Raw genomic sequence first — 17,118 nt, forward strand, 5'->3', positions numbered from 1 at the left:
GCCCTGATTCTTTCAGATCAGGCGGTGAGGTAGCTCACTTCAACGGTAGAACCGGTGCGCCCCTTGGTGAGTCGCAACTGTCGGGGGATCCGGCTCCGCATCTGATCGACGTGGCTGACGACGCCGACCACCCGGCCCCCTTCCCGTAGCGCGTCCAGGGTGTCCATCACGTCGTCCAACGTCTCGGCGTCGAGGCTGCCGAAGCCCTCGTCGACGAAGAGAGTGTCGAGTTCGGTACCGCCGGCCTCACCGGCAACAACGTCGGCCAGCCCGAGGGCGAGGGCCAAGGAGACGACGAAGGTTTCGCCACCGCTGAGCGTCGCCGGGTCGCGTGCCTCGCCGGACCAGCCGTCACGGACGACCAGGCTCAGACCGCCACGGGATTCGTGGGCCCCGCGCTGTTCGCTGTGTTCGAGCAAGTAGCGGCTGTCGCTCATCCGGCTGAGACGTTCGTTGGCGGCGTCGACGACCTGCGCAAGCCGCCAGGACAGCACATAGGCGGAAAGCCGCATGCGGAGTGCGTTGTTGGTGGACTTGCCCTCCACCATGGCGGCGAGCTCAGCGGCGACCTGGGCTGCCTCACGGCGTGGTGCAAGCGCATCGAAGGTTGCCCGGACCTCGACCGCCAATGCCGCTACCCGTTCGTTCCGGCGGCGGGCGCCGGTGTCGGAGCGGATCGCCTCGGCCTCAGCGACCTGGGCAGCATCGGCGGTAGTCGCCAACTGCGTCAGGTCCGGCGCGGGCGCTGCCAACGCAGCGATCACGTCGGGCAGATCCAGCGTGCCTTGGGCGCTGCGCCGGCGATCCTCGTACTCCGCGATCGCAGCCTCCAACGCACGCACCGCCCCGGCGTCGAGGGCAGCGTCGGCCGCTTCACGCGGGCTCGCGAACCGTTGCGCGGCAGCGGTGGCGCGTAGCTCTGCCTCGGCGCGCTGCACGGAGGCGGTCGCCTCCACCAAGCGTTCGCGATGCCGCATCGCGGTGCTCAGCGCCGTGACCAGCTCGGAACCGAGCCGCTGCTCGGCGCGCAGGGTCGCCAGTAGTCGCGGCTCGTCGGCACGGGCGCCGAGTTGTTGACGCAGGTGGTCGCGTCGCGCCTCGAGGGTGGTACAGGTGGCCACCGCCGCGGTGCGCTGGTTGCTGAGCTCGATCAGCTTCTGCTCCCGAGCCTCCTGCGTGGCGGCCAGACGATCGAGCGCCTGCTGGGTCGTGGGGAGTCGAGCGGCGGCCTGTTCCGCGCGGGCGAGCTCTTCGCCCTTCCCTGCGAGGAGGGCTGCAAGCTCAGCGACCGTGCCATCGCCGGCCGCCTCGGTAAGGCGGGCCACGTCGGCGCTCAGACTCCGGAGCTCACTCTCAGCGGTCGCGCGGGCCAACTCCGCATCGTCCACCAGCGACCGAGCGGCCTTCACCTCATCGGCGGTCGAGGTGCTCGGACTGGTCTGCGCGGGCTCGGGGTGGTCGCCCGACCCACAGACCGGGCAGGCGTCCCCGCTCGCCAACTCCGCCGCCAGCTCCGCAGCCATCCCGTGCAGACGGGACTCCTGGGCCGAGAGCCATGCCTCCTTGACTGCGAAGAGCCGCTCAGTGGCGGCACGTTCGCCGGCCTCGGCACGGGTCAGGTCGGCGCGGCGGAGGACCAAGCGTTCAGCCGCGGCGAGACGCGTGCGCAAGGTGGCGACCTCGCCGGCAAGGAGCTGGGCGCGATCGCTCTCGGCGACGGACTCACGCAGCGCCGCCTCGAGCCGGTTGCGCTCCTCGGGTGCCTCGACGGCTTCGGCCTGGACCCGCTCGATGGCGGCGTCCCGCTCGGCGACCTCGTGGCCCAATGCGGTGATCTGCGGGTTGATCGCGGCGACCTCGCTGGCCAGTGGGACCAGGGTGTCGGCCTCACGGAGCCGTTCCTCGGCGGGCCCGAGGAGCAGCGCGAGTGCGTCGATGTCGTCGAACGGCAGCCCGCCGTCGTCGTGGAGGTAGCCGCTGGCGTAGGCCGTGTCGCGGAGCCGCACAGCGTCGGTGAGCGCGGCGTCCACGGCAGCCTGGTAACGCGACTGCGCCACTGATGCCTCGGTGGCGACCCGGACCAGAGGAAGTACCACGGCCGCGCGCTGCGCCGCCTCGCGGACCTCGACCCGGCGTTCGTGCGCCGCTGTCTCCTGCGCCAGCGCTGCGAGCGTCCGCTCCGCCTCCGCGCCCAACTGCTGACGTCGTGCCAGTTCCCGCGCTTGGATCAGCGCGAGATCCGCATCAGCCCGCCGGGCTGCGGTGTCGGTCAGCATCGTTGCCGCTCGCTGAGCTTCTTGAAGGCTGCGGCCCACCTCGGCGTCGAGCCAGCTCACGGTCTCGCTCACCTCGTCAGGTGCCGCCGTGCCGGCCGCCTCCTCGACCCGACTGATCGCCCGCCCGAGCGCGACCTCGCTGTCACCGACCTCGCGGCGGAGGGCGCGAGCGTGGTCGCGGAGCCAGCGTTCGATCTGCTCGAAACGATCGGTGGCGAAGAGCCGCTGCAGGAGGGCATGACGCTCCTCCGAACGAGCCCGCAGGAAGCCCTGGAACTGGCCCTGAGGGAGCAGCGCGACCTGGCAGAACTGAGCCATGTTCATGCCGAGCAGTCCGGTGATCAGGTGCCCGGTCTCATCGAGCCGGTTCGAGAGCGGTGTCCAGGTGCCGTCGACCAGCTCGGAGCAGACCACGTGGGCCTGCTCGGTGGTCACGCCCGTGCCGCGCTTCTTCGGGCGGGTCCACTGCGGCGAACGGACGAGCCGGAACCTCCGCGCGCGAACGGTGAACTCCAAGGCGACCTCGGGGGCAACCCCCGGGGCGGCCTGGTCACTCCGCAGGCGCTTGGCCGACCCGCGGTCACCGGGGACGTCGCCGTAGAGGGCGAAGCAGACGGCATCGAGGATCGAGGTCTTCCCCGAGCCGGTGGGACCGCTCAACAGGAAGAGGCCGTCGCTGGCCAACTCGTCGAAGTCGACGGCGACACTGTCGGCGAACGGGCCGAAGGCGGTCACCTGGAGCGCGTGGAGCCTCATCAGGAGACCTCGCGGTCGAGATCGCGGTCGTGGGTGCAGGCGTCACAAGCGGCCTGGAGCAAGGCCGCTTCGGGACCGTCTGCAGGAGCGCCACGGAGCTCGGAGATGAAGTCGAGGGCGATCTGGTGGTCGCTGACGCCCGCGCCAGGCTGTCGGTGCAACCGCTCCCGACCGGCCGGGACACTGGGCGCGAAAGAGAGCTGCAACGTGTGCGGGAACCGGGCGCGTAACTGCTCCATCGCGCCGTGCGGGCGGACCGGGTCGGTCAAGGTGACCGCGAGCCAGTCGTCGCGGTGGACGTCGAGTGTGGGGTCGGCGAGCAGCTGCGCCAACTCCCCGGTGAGCTGGTGGAGGCGGCGGGGCACCGGAGCGTCGATGAACTCGGCTCTGACCGCACCGGCCGCATCGAGGTCGACCAACCAGGAGCCCTTTCGGTGCCGGGCCTCGGAGAACGAGTAGGCCAGGGGCGAACCGCTGTACCGGATTCGGTCGCTCAAGGTGGCCCGGCCGTGCAGATGGCCCAACGCCACGTAGTCGATCCCGTCGAAGAGCGAGGTGGGGGCGATGCTCACCCCGCCGACGCTGATGTCGCGCTCGGAATCACTGATCTCCGGGGGAGCGGCTGCGACGTCGGCCACGAAGGCATGCGCCAGTACCACCGAGCGCGTGCCGGGGCTCCGGGTGGCGAGGTCGGCGTTGACCCGGCGCATCGCCTCGCCGAGGACCACCTCATGGGAGCGGCTGGACAACTCCCACGGCTCGCGGAGCAGATCCGGCTCCAGGTAGGGGAGCGCGTGGACCGCGACCGGACCGTGGGCGTCACCGAGCAGAACCGGCGTGCCGACCTGCGAGGCGCGGGTGCGCAGATGGATCCCAGCTGCGTCGATCAGCTCCGAGCCGAAGCCCAACCGTTGCGCGGAGTCGTGGTTGCCACTACTGATCACGACCCTCGCCGCTGTCTTGGAAAGCCGGGTGAAGGCCTCATTGGCGAGCCGGACGGCATCGACCGGCGGAAGCGCACGGTCGTAGATGTCGCCCGAGACGACCACCAGGTCGACCTGCTCGCCGGCGACCACCTCCAACACGTGGTCGACGAAGGCAGCCTGGTGGGTCAGCATGCCTTCGCGGTGGAAGGAACGCCCCAGGTGCCAGTCGGAGGTGTGGAGGATACGCACGTAGGCAATCTATGAGGTGGGTCCGACACAACCGCGCAGTCCACGCCGAGCAGGCGGTGCCGGGCCCATCTCACAGGTGGGTCAGCTGTACTTCTCCACCACAGCCAGGCGCCGACGCAGCTCGTCGGCGGCGTCCACCAGGCGGCGTCGCACGGTGAGGTCCAGACCCGGCTCCGCGATCAGAGCGTCAGCGCGGGTGAGCGCATCCGGCGAGAGGGTGGCGATCGGGAAGAAGGCGTCGGCCACCTCGCCGAGAACCCAGCCGGAATGGACTGCGGGGAGCGCCGCGATCTCGTCGAAGTAGCGGTCCTGGTAGGGCGCTGCATGGGAGAGATCGGTACCCGCCCAGAGGCCCGCACCGATGGCGGCGAGCTCGTAGTTGGTCGCCTCCTCAGCGCCGGTGAACCGGAGCCACGCCCACGCCTTCGCCTCCGGATTCGGCAGGGCCGCGTGCGCCCCGGCCAGGGCCACCGCCGCCTGCGTCGATGGCTCGACCCGGAACTCGGCCGCCAGCTCGGTCTCATCGACCGCACCGAGTACGGCCAACCGATCGATGATCCGCCAGCGCAAAGCCAGGTCCAGCGTGACGCCGTCGGGAAGGCCGATCTCACGCCGCCAACCGTCGAGAAGCTCCACATCGCTGGCCGTCGAGATCAGTCCCTGCATGGCACCCAGCTGGAGGGTTGATCCGGGCTCAGCACTGTCGGCGCGGATCCGGAACGCCTCGTGCAGGCGGGCGCGAGCAGCAGCCGGATCGCGAGTGAGTGGAACCGCCTTCTGCAGCAGCCAGGGCACCAACGAACGGAAGGCATCCTCTACCTGCTCGTCCACCAAGGTCACCGCGGCCAGGTCGATCGCCTGGGCGGGGGAGACCTCCGCGTTGTGCAGAGCGGAGCGCACGTTGTTCCACAGGCCGGCCCGGATCGCGGGCTCGTTCGGTCCGCCGTTGCGCCCGATCAGCACGTCGATCGAGGCCGGGTCGGCGAGCGCCAACGCCCAGGTCTCCTCATCGGGATCCACGACGACGGCCTCCGCGGCCGGGACCGGAGTCTCAGCCGACGTCACCTCGACACTCTCGCGGCGCCAAGTGTCGCCGTCGAGCAGGGCCACACTGAGGGTGTGGTCATGCGGGGGCCGGTCCACGTCGGCAGGCAGGCGGACCAGCGCCCGCAGCGCAGCGTCGTGGTGCAGAGTGTCCGGACCCGCTGTGCGGAGCCAGCCCTCGGTGAAGCTGGTCAGCTCGCCGGCGCCAGCACGCTCCCAGGCACCGAAGAGGTCGGCCATCGTGGCGTTGCCGAAGCGGTGCTGAGTCAGGTGATCGATGACGCCGGCGAAGAAGGTCTCGTCGCCGAGCCGCGCGTTGAGCTGGCGCAGGATGCTGGAGCCCTTGGCGTAGGAGATGCCGTCGAAGTCCTGCAACGCCGCCAGCGCGTCGACCGCGCCGTTCCCGGCCACCGGGTGGGTGCTGGGCCGCTGGTCCGCGATCAGGCCCCACTGACGGCGCGACCAGGAGTTGTGGGTCCAGGCGTCGTCGAACTCGGTGACGTCGGCGGTGACCCGGTTGCCCATGTACTCGGCGAACGACTCGTTGAGCCAGAGGTCGTCCCACCAGCGCGGGGTGGTGATGTTGCCGAACCACTGGTGCGCCATCTCGTGGGCGACTGTGGTGGCGCGTTGGATCCGCTCCCCGCGGGTGACCTTGCTGGTGAAGATCAGCGGATCGCGGAAGGTGACGCAGCCGGGGTTCTCCATCGCCCCGGCGTTGAACTCCGGCACGAAGGCCTGGTGGTAGTTCCCGAACGGATAACGGATCCCGAAGAGCCGGTGGAACTCGTCGAAACACTGCTTGGTGACGGTAAGCAGTTCCTCGGCGTCCCGCTCGAGATGCTCGGCGATCGACTGGCGGGCACTCAGCGCGAGCGGGATGCCGTCGTGCTCGTCCGTGATGAGGTGCCACGGACCGGCCACCAGGGTGACGAAGTAGGTGGATAGCGGTTGGCTCCTCTCGAAGTGCCAGACCCCCGGCTCCACCTGGGTCCCCGGCGCGTTCCCGATCACCGACCACTCCTTCGGCGCGCGAACCTGGAAGGTGTACGGCGCTTTGAGGTCGGGCTGATCGAAGCAGGCGAAGATGCTGGGGGCGGCGTCCATGAAGGACATTCCGTAGACGTAGCGCCGATCGTCGGCGGGGTCGCGGGAGAGGTGGAGCCCTTCGCCGTCGTTGCGGAACGCCATCACTGCCTCGACGACCAACTCGTGCGACCCCTCGCTGAGGTCGAGTGGCAGCCGTCCGTTGCGGACCAGGTCGACGTCCACCGCGACGCCGTCCAGGGTGATCGCGTTGATCGCTCGCGGCGTCAGGTCGAGGAACGTCGTCCCGCGCTTGCTCCGGAACCTGATCCGGGTGCGGGAGGTGAACTCCTCCTCGGCGTCGAGCAGGTCGAGCTGCACCTCGTAGTCGAGCTCGTCGAGAAGTGCGCGACGCGCAATCGACTCGCTGAGCTGGAGCGGCAGTTTCTGGGAGGTCTCGGTAGAAGCCACGAATCCACCCTAGAACCTCCCGCCTATCTGGCAGTCTCTGCGGCGTGAATCTCTTGCCGTTGCAGACCGGACGCCGTTTCATCGTCACCGGCGCCACCAGTGGGTTGGGCCTGGAGCTGAGCCGGGCGTTGGCCAGTTCGGGCGCCGACGTCGTGATGGCGGTCCGGAACGTTTCGAAGGGTGCGGAGGCGGCCGAACGGATCCGACGGACTCGGCCGACAGGGTCGGTCGCCGTCGCGGAGCTCGACCTGAGCGACCTCGCCTCGGTCCGTCGCTTCACCGACTCCTCCGCAGGCTGCGAGGTACTGATCAACAACGCGGGCGTGATGGGCGTGCCGTTCTCCCGCAGCGCGGACGGGCACGAGATGCAGTTCGCGACCAACCACCTGGGTCACTTCGCGTTGACCACGCTGCTGCTGAAGAAGGTCACCGACCGCGTGGTCACCGTCGGCTCCGCGTCGCACCGGACGGGCGAGCTGGTGATCGACGATCTGACCTGGGAGCGACGCGAGTACCACCCGTACCAGGCCTACAGTCAGTCGAAACTGGCGCAGCTCTCCTTCATGGTCGAACTGGGACGGCGGCTGATGGTGTCCGGCGGTGGCGTCCGGTCGCTAGGCGGACACCCTGGCTACACCGCGACGGGCATCCAGTCGGGGACCGGGAACGCCCACTTCACCCGGTTGGCGGCGATCGGGAACGCGATCATCGGGATGCCGCCGTCGAAGGGGGCCCGCTCGATCCTGGCCGCGGCACTCCTCGATCTACCGTCCGGGACCTACCTCGGACCGAACGGCCCCGGTGAACTGTTGGGTCGCCCGGCGCCGGCTCGGCTGGCGGCACAGGCCACCGACCGCTCCCTGGGCGAACAGCTGTGGGAGCGGTCGGCAGCCTTGATCGCCGAGGGGATCAGCTGAGAGTGATCTTGGTGATGTCGACCGGGGTGTTCGGCTTTCCGCCGCCCGCCGGGTGGCTGCCGTCGTCGCCAGCGGCAGCGACCTTCGCGAGCACCTTCAGCCCTGCCTCGTCGACCGAGCCGAAGACCGTGTAGTTCGGAGCGAGCTGGGTGTCGTCGATGACCAGGAAGAACTGCGAGCCGTTGGTGTCGGCGCCGGCGTTGGCCATGGCCAGGGTGCCCGCCGGGTAGGTCTCGTCACCGGTGAGTTCATCGGCGTAGGAGTAGCCCGGGCCACCGCTACCGGTGCCGGTGGGGTCGCCGCACTGGAGCAGCGTGAACCCGGTGCCGGAGGCGAGCCGCGGGCACGGGGTGTCGGTGTAGAAGCCCTGCTTGGTCAACGAGATGAAGGAGTTGACGGTGCAGGGCGCCGACGCGGCGTCCAGCACGATCGGGATGTCCCCGACGGTGGTGGCGATCGTTGCCTTCACCTTGGAGGTCGAGACCGGCGTTGCGGGCGGCGGCTCGACGGGACGTGCGGCGGTTCCGTCGACCACGTAGTCGCAGGCTCCTGCAGCGGAGCCTTCCGTGGTGCCCTCGCCGTCGTCGGACGGTGCGGTCTCGTCGGGGGTCGCGCTCCCGGAGTTGGAGTCCTGGAAGCTGTCGCTCCCGGCGGCGTCCTTGGCGTCTTCGGAGTCGTCCGAGCAGGCGGCGAGTGAGAGCAGGGTGACGGCGGCTAGCGCGGCCAACGATCGCTTAAGCATGGTCGGATCGTAGCGAGAACGACGAAGGGCCCCCGACGGATCGGGGGCCCTTCGTGAATTCTGTGGCTCAAGCCGCCACGGGTGCGCTCGCTGCCGAAGCGAGGGGGACCCAGTGCGCGACCAGGCGCTCCTCCCCGTTGGGCTGAATCTCCACGGTCCAGTGCATCTCCACGTCACTCACCTGCCTCTCTGGGTTCATGGTTTGTTAACCTTTCGTTCACTTTACCCCAGAAGTGGAGGAAGTGCCTCATTTTCGGCGCATTTTCTCGGCGCGTCGGGAGGATGGGCCGCCTTTTTCAGGGGGCGCGGTGGAGGAAACCGGCCCGATTTCAGCGATTCCGGGCCAGCGGGGGAGTGGCGAATCAGTCCACAAGTGATTCGGGCGGCGCTTGACCGAAGAGCACCCGCAACGCGCGCTTCCACCGGTCGAGGACGACCTGTCGTTGTCCGTCGGACGGCGTTCCGGTGAGCAGGGTGGTCATGGTCAACCCGGTCAGCACGTCGATGGTGAACTCGACCAGCGTCGGGGTACGCGGGTCGTCGTAGCCAGGACCGAGTACGTCGACGAAGAGCGTCGCCGTCGCGGTCATCAGCCGGCGCTCGTGGGGGAGGAGCGCTGCCTTGAGATCCGCGTCGGTGCGCGCGGCGACCCAGAGTTCGAGCGCGGCCAGGAACGCCGGACTCCCCAGGTCCAGCCAGACCAGGTCCACCAAGGCTTCCAGGCGGTCGGCATCCTCGGGCAGGGCGAGGGCAGCCAGACGGGTGCTGGCGAGACGCGCTTCGACGACGTGCGCGGTGGCCGCCACCATCAGATCGGCCTTGGTGGGGAAGTGGTGTTGCACCGTGCCGCGGCCCGCTCCGGAGCGTCGCTGGATCTCGGTGACGCTCGTCGCCGCGTAGCCGCTCTCCAGGAGCGAGTCGACCGCCGCCGCCAGGAGCTTCGTCCGGGTGCCGGAGCGGCGCTCGGCCTGGGTGCGGCGAACCGGTTGCGTGGACACCTGCCCAGCCTACCGAATTTCCAGTACGCTCGTACGGTAACTCCCCGCAGGGCACTCGAAAGGCGTTCGATGGACCTCCGTAAGACCCTTGACTCTGTCGTCGGGACGGCCCGCTGGGCTGCGAGCAACCCCGGCGCCCTCGTCGACCTCGCCAAGAACGTGGTCCGCCGCGATGACGCCGACTCCTTCACCGAACCGGCGGCCCCGGGGACCGAACGTCCCACCCCGGAGGGCTTGAGCAGTTACCAGCGTCAGGTGACGGTCTCCGCGCGGAGCGAGCGATCGGCGTCCGCGGTGCGGGGGTTGGTCGGGGATCTGAGCCTCCTGCCGCAGTGGATGACGATCCACGCAGGCTGGCGCGGTCAGCCACCCGCTGTCGCCGTCGCCGGCGCGGAGGTCGCCGAGCAGGTGAAGATCATGGGTGTGCCTGCCGAGATCCGCTGGCGGGTGGTGACGGCGTCCGAGGACCAGATCGGCCTCACCGGAACCGGACCCATGGGGCTCACCATGGGGCTCTGGTTCTCTGTCATCGCCGACCGAGACGGCTCCGTCGTCTGGATCGACGCCGGAATGGGCGGCGATCCGTTGCGCGGACCGATGGGCGGCACCATCGCCCGCACTGTGCGCGACGAGATGGAACGGTCATTGGCTGCCCTGGTCGCACTTGCCGATAACGGCGTCGAGGGGGCCGCGGCGCCTAGCCATGGTCCCGTGCTCCACGAAGCGACCGGCCGGAAACTGGCGCCGCAGACGCCGATCATCGTCGGCGTCGGACAGGTCACCCAGGCGACTCCCGATCTCTCCCGCGAACCCGCCGACCTCGCGGCGGAGGCCGTCCGGCGAGCAGCGACCGACGCGGGCGCGCCCGGGTTGCTCACGGCCGCAGATGGCATCTTCGCGGTGGCCAGTACTTCGTGGACCTACCAGGATCTTGCTGCGTCCGTCGCCACCCGGATCGGCGCACAGCCGAAGGAGACCGTTCAGTCGGCGCGGTTCGGAGGCGACTCCGGCCAGTTGCTGATCAACGCGGCCGGACAGGCGATCGCCGACGGCACCGCCGACGTGATCGTGGTCTGCGGTGCGGAGGCCGGCAACTCGTTCGCCGCGGCACAGAAGCAGGGCACTGCGCTCTCCTGGGAGGAGCAGTCGAGCGCCGTCCGACCGACCCGCGTGCTCGGCAGCGAGAAGGAGGCCAACAACGAGGCCGAGAGCCGGGCCGGACTGATGGCCCCGATCTACGTGTACGGGCTGTTGGAGACGGCGCTGCGCGCCCGGCTGGGCCGGACCAGAACGGCTCACCAGGAGGCGATCACCGGACTCTGGTCGCGCTTCTCCCAGGTCGCGGCGGAGAATCCCCATGCCTGGCAACCGGAGGGGTTCTCCGCCGAGCGGCTCGCCACCAGTGACGCTGACAACCGGATGATCTCCAGCCCCTACTCGAAGTTGCTCTGCGCGAACCTCCAGGTGGACCAGGCGAGCGGGATCATCGTCACCAACGTTGCGACCGCCCAGGCGATGGGGATCGCTCAGGAGAAGTGGGTCTTCCTGCACGCAGGTGCTGCCGCGCACGACGAGTGGTTCGTCAGTGAACGTGGCGACCTCGCGGCCTCGCCTGCGATCAACGCCATCGGCAAGGCCGCACTGACCCAGGCCGGCGTCACCATCGACGAGGTGCGCCACGTCGATCTCTACTCCTGTTTCCCGGTCGCCGTTCAGATCGCGGCTCGCGAACTCGGCCTGCCCCTCGACGATGCCGATCGTCCGCTCTCGTTGACCGGCGGGCTCACCTTCGGCGGCGGTCCGGGGAACAACTACGGCGGGCACGCCGTCGCGACTCTGGTCGATCGGCTCCGCGCCAACCCCGGTGAGGTCGGGCTCTCCACCTCGTTGGGGTGGTACCTCACCAAGCATGCGATCGGGATCTACTCCACGACGCCGCCGAGCCGGCCGTACCGGTCGTTGGCCCCGCTCCCGGAGCCCGTGGCGTCGCGGCGGGCGCTGACTGACGTCGCCGGCGACGCCGTCGTCGAGGCGTACACGGTTCAGTACGGTCGCGACGGCGCCCCGCAGGCGGTCATCGTCAGCGGAATCCAGCCCAGCGGTGATCGGGTTCTGCTGCGTTCCACCGTTGACGACGTCGTTGCGCGCTTCGTCGACGACGACCCGTTGGGCTGGGCACTGAAGGTCACCGACGTGGCGGAGTTCGCAATCGTCGACGACACCGCTCACGAGGTGCCGCCGGCACCCGCGATGCCGGTGTTGCTGGATCGACGTGGCCCGCTCTGGGTGATCACCCTGAACCGTCCGCATCGGCGTAACGCCATCGACCACCCGACCGCACAGTTGTTGGAGCGGATCATCGACTCCTACGAGGCCGACGACGAGGCCCGCGTCGCGATCCTGACGGGCGCCGGTGGCACCTTCTCGGCGGGGATGGATCTCAAGGCGGCTGCGGCTGGACAGTTCCCGCTGACCGAGCGTCGCGGCCCACTGGGGATCACCTCGGCACCGATCAGCAAGCCGCTGATCGCCGCCGTCGAGGGACATGCCCTGGCTGGTGGTTGCGAGCTGGCCCTGGTGGCGGACCTGGTGGTCGCGTCCACCGAGTCGCAGTTCGGTCTGCCCGAGGCCAAGCGGGGACTGGTCGCGGCAGCCGGCGGAGTGATGCGGATGGCCCAACGTCTTCCGCGCAACGTGGCGATGGAGTTGGCGCTGACCGGGAATCCGATGCCCGCGGAGCGGATGGCGGAGCTGGGACTGGTGAACCGCCTGGCAGCGCCCGGCACGGTGCTGGAAGCGGCCATCGCGCTGGCCGACGAGGTGATGGCGAATGCCCCGCTCTCGTTGGCGATCAGCAAACGCATCATCGAGGCCGCGCCTGATTGGTCTGCTGACGAGGGGTTCGCCCTGCAGTCCGAGATGGCGGGAGCGGCGCTCTTCTCCGAGGACGCCGCCGAAGGCGTCGTGGCGTTCGCCGAGGGCCGCGCACCGGTCTGGAAGGGACGCTGATCGGTAGCCGACCAGGACCAGCAGGTGATCCCGGGTACGGGGGTACCGGGATCACCCGCTAGCGCGTCTTTCATCATGCTCCGGTGACGGCACGTTGGCGAGGCCCGCACTGATTTGGCTACCGAGATCCCGAATTTTGAGGGCTAGGCTCACCCCATGATCTCGATCAGCTACGTGGAACTGACCGTGACCGACCTCGCCGAGGCGAAGCGCTTCTATACCGCTGCCTTCGGTTGGAAGTTCAACGACTATGGACCGGGATATGCCGGGATCCAGTCGCCCGACGGAAGCAGCGAGGTCGGGGGCTTGGCGGCAGGAGCGGCGGTCGCGCCGGGCGGCCCACTGGTCCTGCTGGAAGCCGAGGATCTGGCGGCCGCCCGTTCGGCGATCGAGGCGGCCGGCGGGGCTGCCCATGAGCTGATCGACTATCCCGGTGGCCAGCGGTTCGAGTTCACCGATCCGAGCGGCAACCGTCTCGGTGTCTTCCGCAGTGCCCACAGCTGAGCCAGTCGTGCCGGCCTCGATCGCAGCGTCGAACCTGTACCGCGCAGAGCCCACGGGGAGCGCACGCGGGACCGGCGTCCTGGTGCTGGCCGGTTCAAGCGGCCGGTTGGACGTCGGTCGAGCCGACGCCCTGGCTGCTGCCGGGGCGACGGCGTTGGCACTGCGTTGGTTCGGGGGCGAAGGCCAGCCGCCGGTGCCGTGTGAGATCGAGTTGGAGCTCTTCGTCGCCGCACTGGACCTGTTGGCTGCCGACTGCGAACGGTTGGCGATCCTCGGTCTGTCGTACGGCGCTGAGGCGGCACTGCTGACAGCGGTACGCGATTCGCGGGTCAGCACCGTGGTGGCGCTGGCGCCGACCGACGTCGCCTGGGAGGGCCAGCACCAGCATGACGACGACCCACGGCTGAGCAAGTGGACCTGGCGAGGGGAGGGGGTCCCGTTCGTCCCGCTCGACCGGGAGTGGGTGCCGGCGTTGGATCGGCCCGCGTTCGCGCCCCTCTATCTCCAGAGCCGGGCGTCGGCGGGGGCGGACGCCGTCGAGGCGGCTCGGATCCCGGCAGAGACGTTCCGCGGCACGCTGGTCCTGGTGGCGGGGGAGGACGACCAGGTGTGGCCCGGCGCCCAGGCGGCGCGCCGGATCGCAGCGTCGCGTGCCGAGGCCGGACTGGCCACACATGTCGTCATCGACGCCGCCGCGGGACACCCGGTGGTTCTGCCCGGCGAGACGCCGCCCGACCTCCGTCGGGGCTATCAGGTGGGCGGCGACGAGGGCGCGCCTCAGCGCCTCGGGGCCCTGGCATGGCCGGCGATCCGCGAGGCGCTGCACCTGACCTGAGGTCCGCTGAGGCGTAACTTGAGGGCATGACTGCGTTGCTGCGTGAACTGACCGTTGAGGATCTGCCCGTATTGACCGGCGACAACGCGGGCTTCGACTACTTCGGGCCGCGCCCTGCCCGGACCACGGTGCTGCCGCCGAACCTCAATGAGAACGGCGGCTTCGGGGTGCTGGCTCCAGGCGGCGAGCTGGTCGGCAACGTCAGTTGGGTGTGGCAGCGTTGGGGGCCGAACGAGCAGTCGCGCAATCCGATGATCGGCATCTGGCTGGTGCCGACGGCGCGCGGGCGCGGCCTCGGCACCCAGGCGCAGAGCACCCTGGTCGACCTCTTCTTCCGGCACACCACGGTCAACCGGGTCGAGGCGCACACCGACGTCGGCAACGTGGCAGAGCAGCGAGCGTTGGAGAAAGTGGGTTTCACCCAGGACGGCACCATCCGCGGCGCACAGTGGCGCGACGGAGAGTTCCGTGATGGCTTCCTCTACTCGATCCTGCGAAGTGACTGGCTGGGGGAGTGAGAACCAGCGCCGGGGCCCACGTGTGGTGGGGGATCGTCGGTGCGCTCGCCGGGGTAGGAACGGTCGGCATCCTCACCATCGGCGGGCCGCTTCTCGGCCTCGGCCTGGTGATGGCCCTGATCGGGCTCCGGGTTCCGACGTTACGTGCGACCGGTTGGCCGATGGTCCTGGTCGGCGCCGCTATCGGTCCCGGCTATCTCGCCTGGCTCAACCACCAAGGCCCGGGCACGGTCTGCACCACCGAGGGAACCACCCTCACCTGTACCGACCTGTGGAGCCCGTGGCCGTTCGTCGCCGTGGCTGGAGTCCTTGTTGCGGTCGGCGTGTATGTCGCCGTCAACAGCAGCAGAGCTGCACAGAGATGATGAAAAGCTACGAGCCGTCCGCACATGTAGCAACTTGCTACACTGGCTGAGTATTCGATCGGGAGGTCTGCTGATGTCGTCACCCACGATGCCGACGCGATTCGACGCTGGCCTCTTCGAGGCTGCCAAAGTAGCGGGGGGCCAGGCACATCGCAGCGCGGCACAGCAGCTAGCTCACTGGGCGCGCCTCGGGCAGGAGCTTGAGGCGTCGGGAACAATCTCCACCCGCGACGTCGAGCGGGTTCTTGCTGGCCAGCTCGGCTATGACGAGCTGGGGGAGCGCGACCAGGTGGCAGTACGTACCGCCTGGCGTGAGGAGATGGACGACCGGATCGACTCGCTGGATCTTCGGGCAGCATTCGCCGCTCAGGGCCGTACTGATCATGCGGTCGCCGATGCCGACGGCACGGTGCGCCAGATCCCGAACGCGGTCGAGTGACATCGCCCGTTCTGCATCTGCTGGCCGGCTCCAACGGTTCGGGGAAGTCGACCTTTGCCGAACACGTGTTGCTCCCCACCACCCACCTCCCGTTCGTGAACGCAGACCTGATCGCCGAGGAGATCTGGCCGGACGATCGTGAGGCTCAGGCCCTGGGAGCGCTCGAGGTTTCCCGCCTCGCTGCGAAGCGAAGAGAGTTCTTGCTCCGTCGCGGCACGTCGTTCGTGACGGAAACCGTCTTCAGCCACCCCAGCAAGGTGTCGGTGGTGCAGCACGCCCAGGTCTTGGGGTACGCAGTCACTTTGCACGTCATCGTTGTTCCCGAGGAGCTCGCGGTCGCGCGTGTCGCTGATCGCGTGCGAGCTGGGGGACATCAGGTCCCTGAGCAGAAGATCCGCGACAGGTACCGTCGCCTGTTCCCCTTGGTTGCACAGGCCCTTCGTAGCGCCGACTCTGGTGTCGTCTACGACAATTCGAGTCTGGATGAACCCTTCCGGCGGATCGCCCGGTACCGCTATGGACAGATCGTGGGGGAGCCGGTCTGGCCGATCTGGGCACCTGAGACCCTTCGGCTGATGGGCCCTTGATCTCCCGGATTGGCGGCACCAGCTGGCCGATAGCCAGTTATGTCAACTAGGCGCGAGTCGGTTGGCGAGACACCGGGAGAAGGAGCAGAACGATCACGGCGATGCTGGCGGCAGTGATAGCCAGCGGAAGGACGTAGTAGGCAGCGAAGAGGCTCAGCACGGCAGCGCCCAGCGACAGGATGCCCAATGCCCACCGTGCGAACGCGTGGCCCCGGATCATCAGCAGGGCCGCAAGGTCAGCGAGGCCGCGAGCAGCACGACGATGCCCGTAGCTCCGACGATCCACCAGCGAGGATTGTCATAGCCAGAGCCGAAGACTTCCCAGAGCGGCGCACAGAGAACGACGAAGACAATCGCGAGAAGCGCAGTCGCTGCAGCCGTTCCCGATGCGACGATCCACGTGATCACAGCGGCCGCGACAACGGTCGCCGGCATCGGCCGCACCGCGGACGTTCGATCCTCAACCTCAAGCACCCGCAGATTCCACCACAGTTCGGGACGGCCAGCTTGAATGTCTTGCCCTAGGGAGTGCCTGAGTGGGTACAGAAGGCGACCCAGAATCTGCGGTCGCCCGGTGTGCGTTTCATGGCGCCGGGAGGGTTCAGCACCCCGTCTGCGACGATAACTTGACATAATGTCAGTTATCGGCGAAGCCACTGGGTATCAGCCCTCGTGGGCATAGACAGCCACATGTAGGAACGACAGACCTTGTTGCGAAGCGTCCTGTTCATGCGGTGGATCGGCCGCGCCGTCAGACGTCGCTGCTCTTCCACCAGTTGTGAATTGCACGCTGTGCGTCGGCGACCTCGTCGCGCCACAGGAGAAAGGGACCGTGAGTTCGCCCGTGTATCGAGAGTCGGGGAAAATCCTGCCAGGTTCCGTAGCGCCACTGGTCACGCCACCCGTAGTAGCCGATCACGCGAACGCTCAGGATCTCGTCCTTGCGATAGCTGATCTTTGGTTGACCGGGAATCGCTATATGGAGTCCAGCATCGTCGATCCACAATTGACGACGAGCCAAGGACCTCCACTTATGGTACTGCCAGATCCCAGATAAGGGCCAAAGGGCGATTAAGCCAGCGGCCAACAATTCATCGCCTTCGATGATAGCAAGGACTATTACCGGCGACATCGCCAATGCAAGGAGGACCGGCATTCCAAGAAATGCGAAGAACGGCCTTGTTCCTACCGTTTCGGGACTCGGTGCGATCAGTGTTCGTTCCATGCCTGATCACCTTCTTTTGAATTCATAGGGTCGGCTCGTCGACAACAGGATGGCGCCGAACTGGGCGACCAGGCGGTCATCAAGCGTCGGTCAGGGCATTCGTCGGAGAGTCGAGGGTGGCAGCGCGGGCAGCACGGGCGAAGTCAGGATGAACGCGCGTCAGCACGAGGTTTCCTGGGTCTGCCCCGAGTTTGGTTGACACCTGACCTGTGGGGATTCCACCTCACAAGC

17 protein-coding genes are annotated in these 17,118 nt (G+C 68.4%); 8 read left to right on the plus strand and 9 right to left on the minus strand.

All coding sequences use genetic code 11. The features are described from left to right. Nucleotides 1-17: 17 nt before the first annotated feature. The 3 genes from ACLM5J_RS18790 to pepN form a co-directional block, all read right to left on the minus strand. Nucleotides 18-3,032: an AAA family ATPase gene (locus ACLM5J_RS18790; RefSeq protein ID WP_413658175.1), complete on the minus strand. Its 3,015-nt coding sequence runs from the start codon at nucleotides 3,030-3,032 to the stop codon at nucleotides 18-20. Further along, nucleotides 3,032-4,207: an exonuclease SbcCD subunit D gene (locus ACLM5J_RS18795; RefSeq protein ID WP_413658177.1), complete on the minus strand. Its 1,176-nt coding sequence runs from the start codon at nucleotides 4,205-4,207 to the stop codon at nucleotides 3,032-3,034. Before ACLM5J_RS18795 ends, ACLM5J_RS18790 begins: the two co-directional genes overlap by 1 nt. Before the next feature lie 81 nt (nucleotides 4,208-4,288). Continuing rightward, nucleotides 4,289-6,748 (minus strand): aminopeptidase N, encoded by a 2,460-nt coding sequence (gene pepN, locus ACLM5J_RS18800; protein WP_413658179.1) that lies wholly within the window; start codon nucleotides 6,746-6,748, stop codon nucleotides 4,289-4,291. A 44-nt stretch (nucleotides 6,749-6,792) separates the two neighbouring features. Here pepN and ACLM5J_RS18805 point away from each other — a divergent pair, with 44 nt between their 5' ends. After that, entirely contained in the window at nucleotides 6,793-7,665 is an 873-nt protein-coding gene (locus tag ACLM5J_RS18805) for an SDR family NAD(P)-dependent oxidoreductase (protein WP_413658181.1), read from the plus strand. Here the strand turns inward: ACLM5J_RS18805 and ACLM5J_RS18810 are convergent. The 3 genes from ACLM5J_RS18810 to ACLM5J_RS18820 form a co-directional block, all read right to left on the minus strand. After that, entirely contained in the window at nucleotides 7,658-8,407 is a 750-nt protein-coding gene (locus ACLM5J_RS18810) for a peptidylprolyl isomerase (RefSeq protein WP_413658183.1), read from the minus strand. The two genes, ACLM5J_RS18805 and ACLM5J_RS18810, sit on opposite strands and share 8 nt — an antisense overlap. 67 nt (nucleotides 8,408-8,474) lie before the next feature. Then, on the minus strand, nucleotides 8,475-8,606 hold the full coding sequence (locus tag ACLM5J_RS18815; protein WP_413658185.1) for a hypothetical protein: 132 nt from the start codon (nucleotides 8,604-8,606) through the stop codon (nucleotides 8,475-8,477). Nucleotides 8,607-8,769: 163 nt separating this feature from the next. Next, complete coding sequence (locus tag ACLM5J_RS18820; protein ID WP_413658187.1) at nucleotides 8,770-9,405, minus strand: TetR/AcrR family transcriptional regulator; 636 nt, start codon at nucleotides 9,403-9,405, stop codon at nucleotides 8,770-8,772. Between the two features lie 69 nt (nucleotides 9,406-9,474). Here ACLM5J_RS18820 and ACLM5J_RS18825 point away from each other — a divergent pair, with 69 nt between their 5' ends. The 7 genes from ACLM5J_RS18825 to ACLM5J_RS18855 all read left to right on the plus strand — a co-directional run bounded on the left by ACLM5J_RS18825 (nucleotide 9,475) and on the right by ACLM5J_RS18855 (nucleotide 15,662). Further along, a complete protein-coding gene (locus ACLM5J_RS18825; RefSeq protein ID WP_413658189.1) occupies nucleotides 9,475-12,414 on the plus strand; it encodes a crotonase/enoyl-CoA hydratase family protein in 2,940 nt (979 codons plus the stop codon). Nucleotides 12,415-12,570: 156 nt separating this feature from the next. Continuing rightward, a complete protein-coding gene (locus ACLM5J_RS18830) occupies nucleotides 12,571-12,918 on the plus strand; it encodes a VOC family protein (protein WP_413658191.1) in 348 nt (115 codons plus the stop codon). Nucleotides 12,919-12,925: 7 nt separating this feature from the next. After that, nucleotides 12,926-13,753, plus strand: a complete 828-nt coding sequence (locus tag ACLM5J_RS18835; RefSeq protein WP_413658192.1) for an alpha/beta fold hydrolase — start codon at nucleotides 12,926-12,928, stop codon at nucleotides 13,751-13,753. A 26-nt stretch (nucleotides 13,754-13,779) separates the two neighbouring features. Then, nucleotides 13,780-14,271 carry a GNAT family N-acetyltransferase gene (locus ACLM5J_RS18840; RefSeq protein WP_413658194.1) on the plus strand — a complete coding sequence of 164 codons (492 nt, stop codon included), beginning with the start codon at nucleotides 13,780-13,782 and terminating at the stop codon, nucleotides 14,269-14,271. Continuing rightward, a complete protein-coding gene (locus ACLM5J_RS18845) occupies nucleotides 14,268-14,636 on the plus strand; it encodes a hypothetical protein (protein WP_413658196.1) in 369 nt (122 codons plus the stop codon). The genes ACLM5J_RS18840 and ACLM5J_RS18845 overlap by 4 nt, the downstream gene beginning before the upstream one ends. A gap of 73 nt (nucleotides 14,637-14,709) precedes the next feature. Beyond that, complete coding sequence (locus ACLM5J_RS18850; protein WP_413658198.1) at nucleotides 14,710-15,075, plus strand: TA system antitoxin ParD family protein; 366 nt, start codon at nucleotides 14,710-14,712, stop codon at nucleotides 15,073-15,075. Further along, entirely contained in the window at nucleotides 15,072-15,662 is a 591-nt protein-coding gene (locus ACLM5J_RS18855; protein ID WP_413658200.1) for a zeta toxin family protein, read from the plus strand. The genes ACLM5J_RS18850 and ACLM5J_RS18855 overlap by 4 nt, the downstream gene beginning before the upstream one ends. A 46-nt stretch (nucleotides 15,663-15,708) precedes the next feature. Here ACLM5J_RS18855 and ACLM5J_RS18860 read toward each other — a convergent pair whose 3' ends face one another. The 3 genes from ACLM5J_RS18860 to ACLM5J_RS18870 form a co-directional block, all read right to left on the minus strand. Beyond that, nucleotides 15,709-15,882, minus strand: a complete 174-nt coding sequence (locus ACLM5J_RS18860) for a hypothetical protein (protein WP_413658202.1) — start codon at nucleotides 15,880-15,882, stop codon at nucleotides 15,709-15,711. Next, the gene (locus ACLM5J_RS18865) at nucleotides 15,882-16,136 is read right to left on the minus strand and encodes a hypothetical protein (RefSeq protein WP_413658204.1); all 255 of its coding nucleotides are present in this window, start codon (nucleotides 16,134-16,136) and stop codon (nucleotides 15,882-15,884) included. The genes ACLM5J_RS18860 and ACLM5J_RS18865 overlap by 1 nt, the downstream gene beginning before the upstream one ends. Nucleotides 16,137-16,413: 277 nt before the next feature. Next, nucleotides 16,414-16,887 carry a hypothetical protein gene (locus tag ACLM5J_RS18870; protein WP_413658206.1) on the minus strand — a complete coding sequence of 158 codons (474 nt, stop codon included), beginning with the start codon at nucleotides 16,885-16,887 and terminating at the stop codon, nucleotides 16,414-16,416. Between the last annotated feature and the right edge of the window lie 231 nt (nucleotides 16,888-17,118).

This window comes from Nocardioides sp. Bht2, assembly GCF_047308515.1.
Lineage (GTDB): Bacteria > Actinomycetota > Actinomycetes > Propionibacteriales > Nocardioidaceae > Nocardioides.

Coding starts and splice junctions, on each gene's coding strand:
- ACLM5J_RS18860 (WP_413658202.1), bottom strand. CDS start 15,882: ATGATCCGGGGCCACGCGTTCGCACGGTGGGCATTGGGCATCCTGTCG.
- ACLM5J_RS18810 (WP_413658183.1), bottom strand. CDS start 8,407: ATGCTTAAGCGATCGTTGGCCGCGCTAGCCGCCGTCACCCTGCTCTCA.
- ACLM5J_RS18840 (WP_413658194.1), top strand. CDS start 13,780: ATGACTGCGTTGCTGCGTGAACTGACCGTTGAGGATCTGCCCGTATTG.
- ACLM5J_RS18825 (WP_413658189.1), top strand. CDS start 9,475: ATGGACCTCCGTAAGACCCTTGACTCTGTCGTCGGGACGGCCCGCTGG.
- ACLM5J_RS18830 (WP_413658191.1), top strand. CDS start 12,571: ATGATCTCGATCAGCTACGTGGAACTGACCGTGACCGACCTCGCCGAG.
- ACLM5J_RS18790 (WP_413658175.1), bottom strand. CDS start 3,032: ATGAGGCTCCACGCGCTCCAGGTGACCGCCTTCGGCCCGTTCGCCGAC.
- ACLM5J_RS18815 (WP_413658185.1), bottom strand. CDS start 8,606: ATGAACCCAGAGAGGCAGGTGAGTGACGTGGAGATGCACTGGACCGTG.
- ACLM5J_RS18850 (WP_413658198.1), top strand. CDS start 14,710: ATGTCGTCACCCACGATGCCGACGCGATTCGACGCTGGCCTCTTCGAG.
- ACLM5J_RS18870 (WP_413658206.1), bottom strand. CDS start 16,887: ATGGAACGAACACTGATCGCACCGAGTCCCGAAACGGTAGGAACAAGG.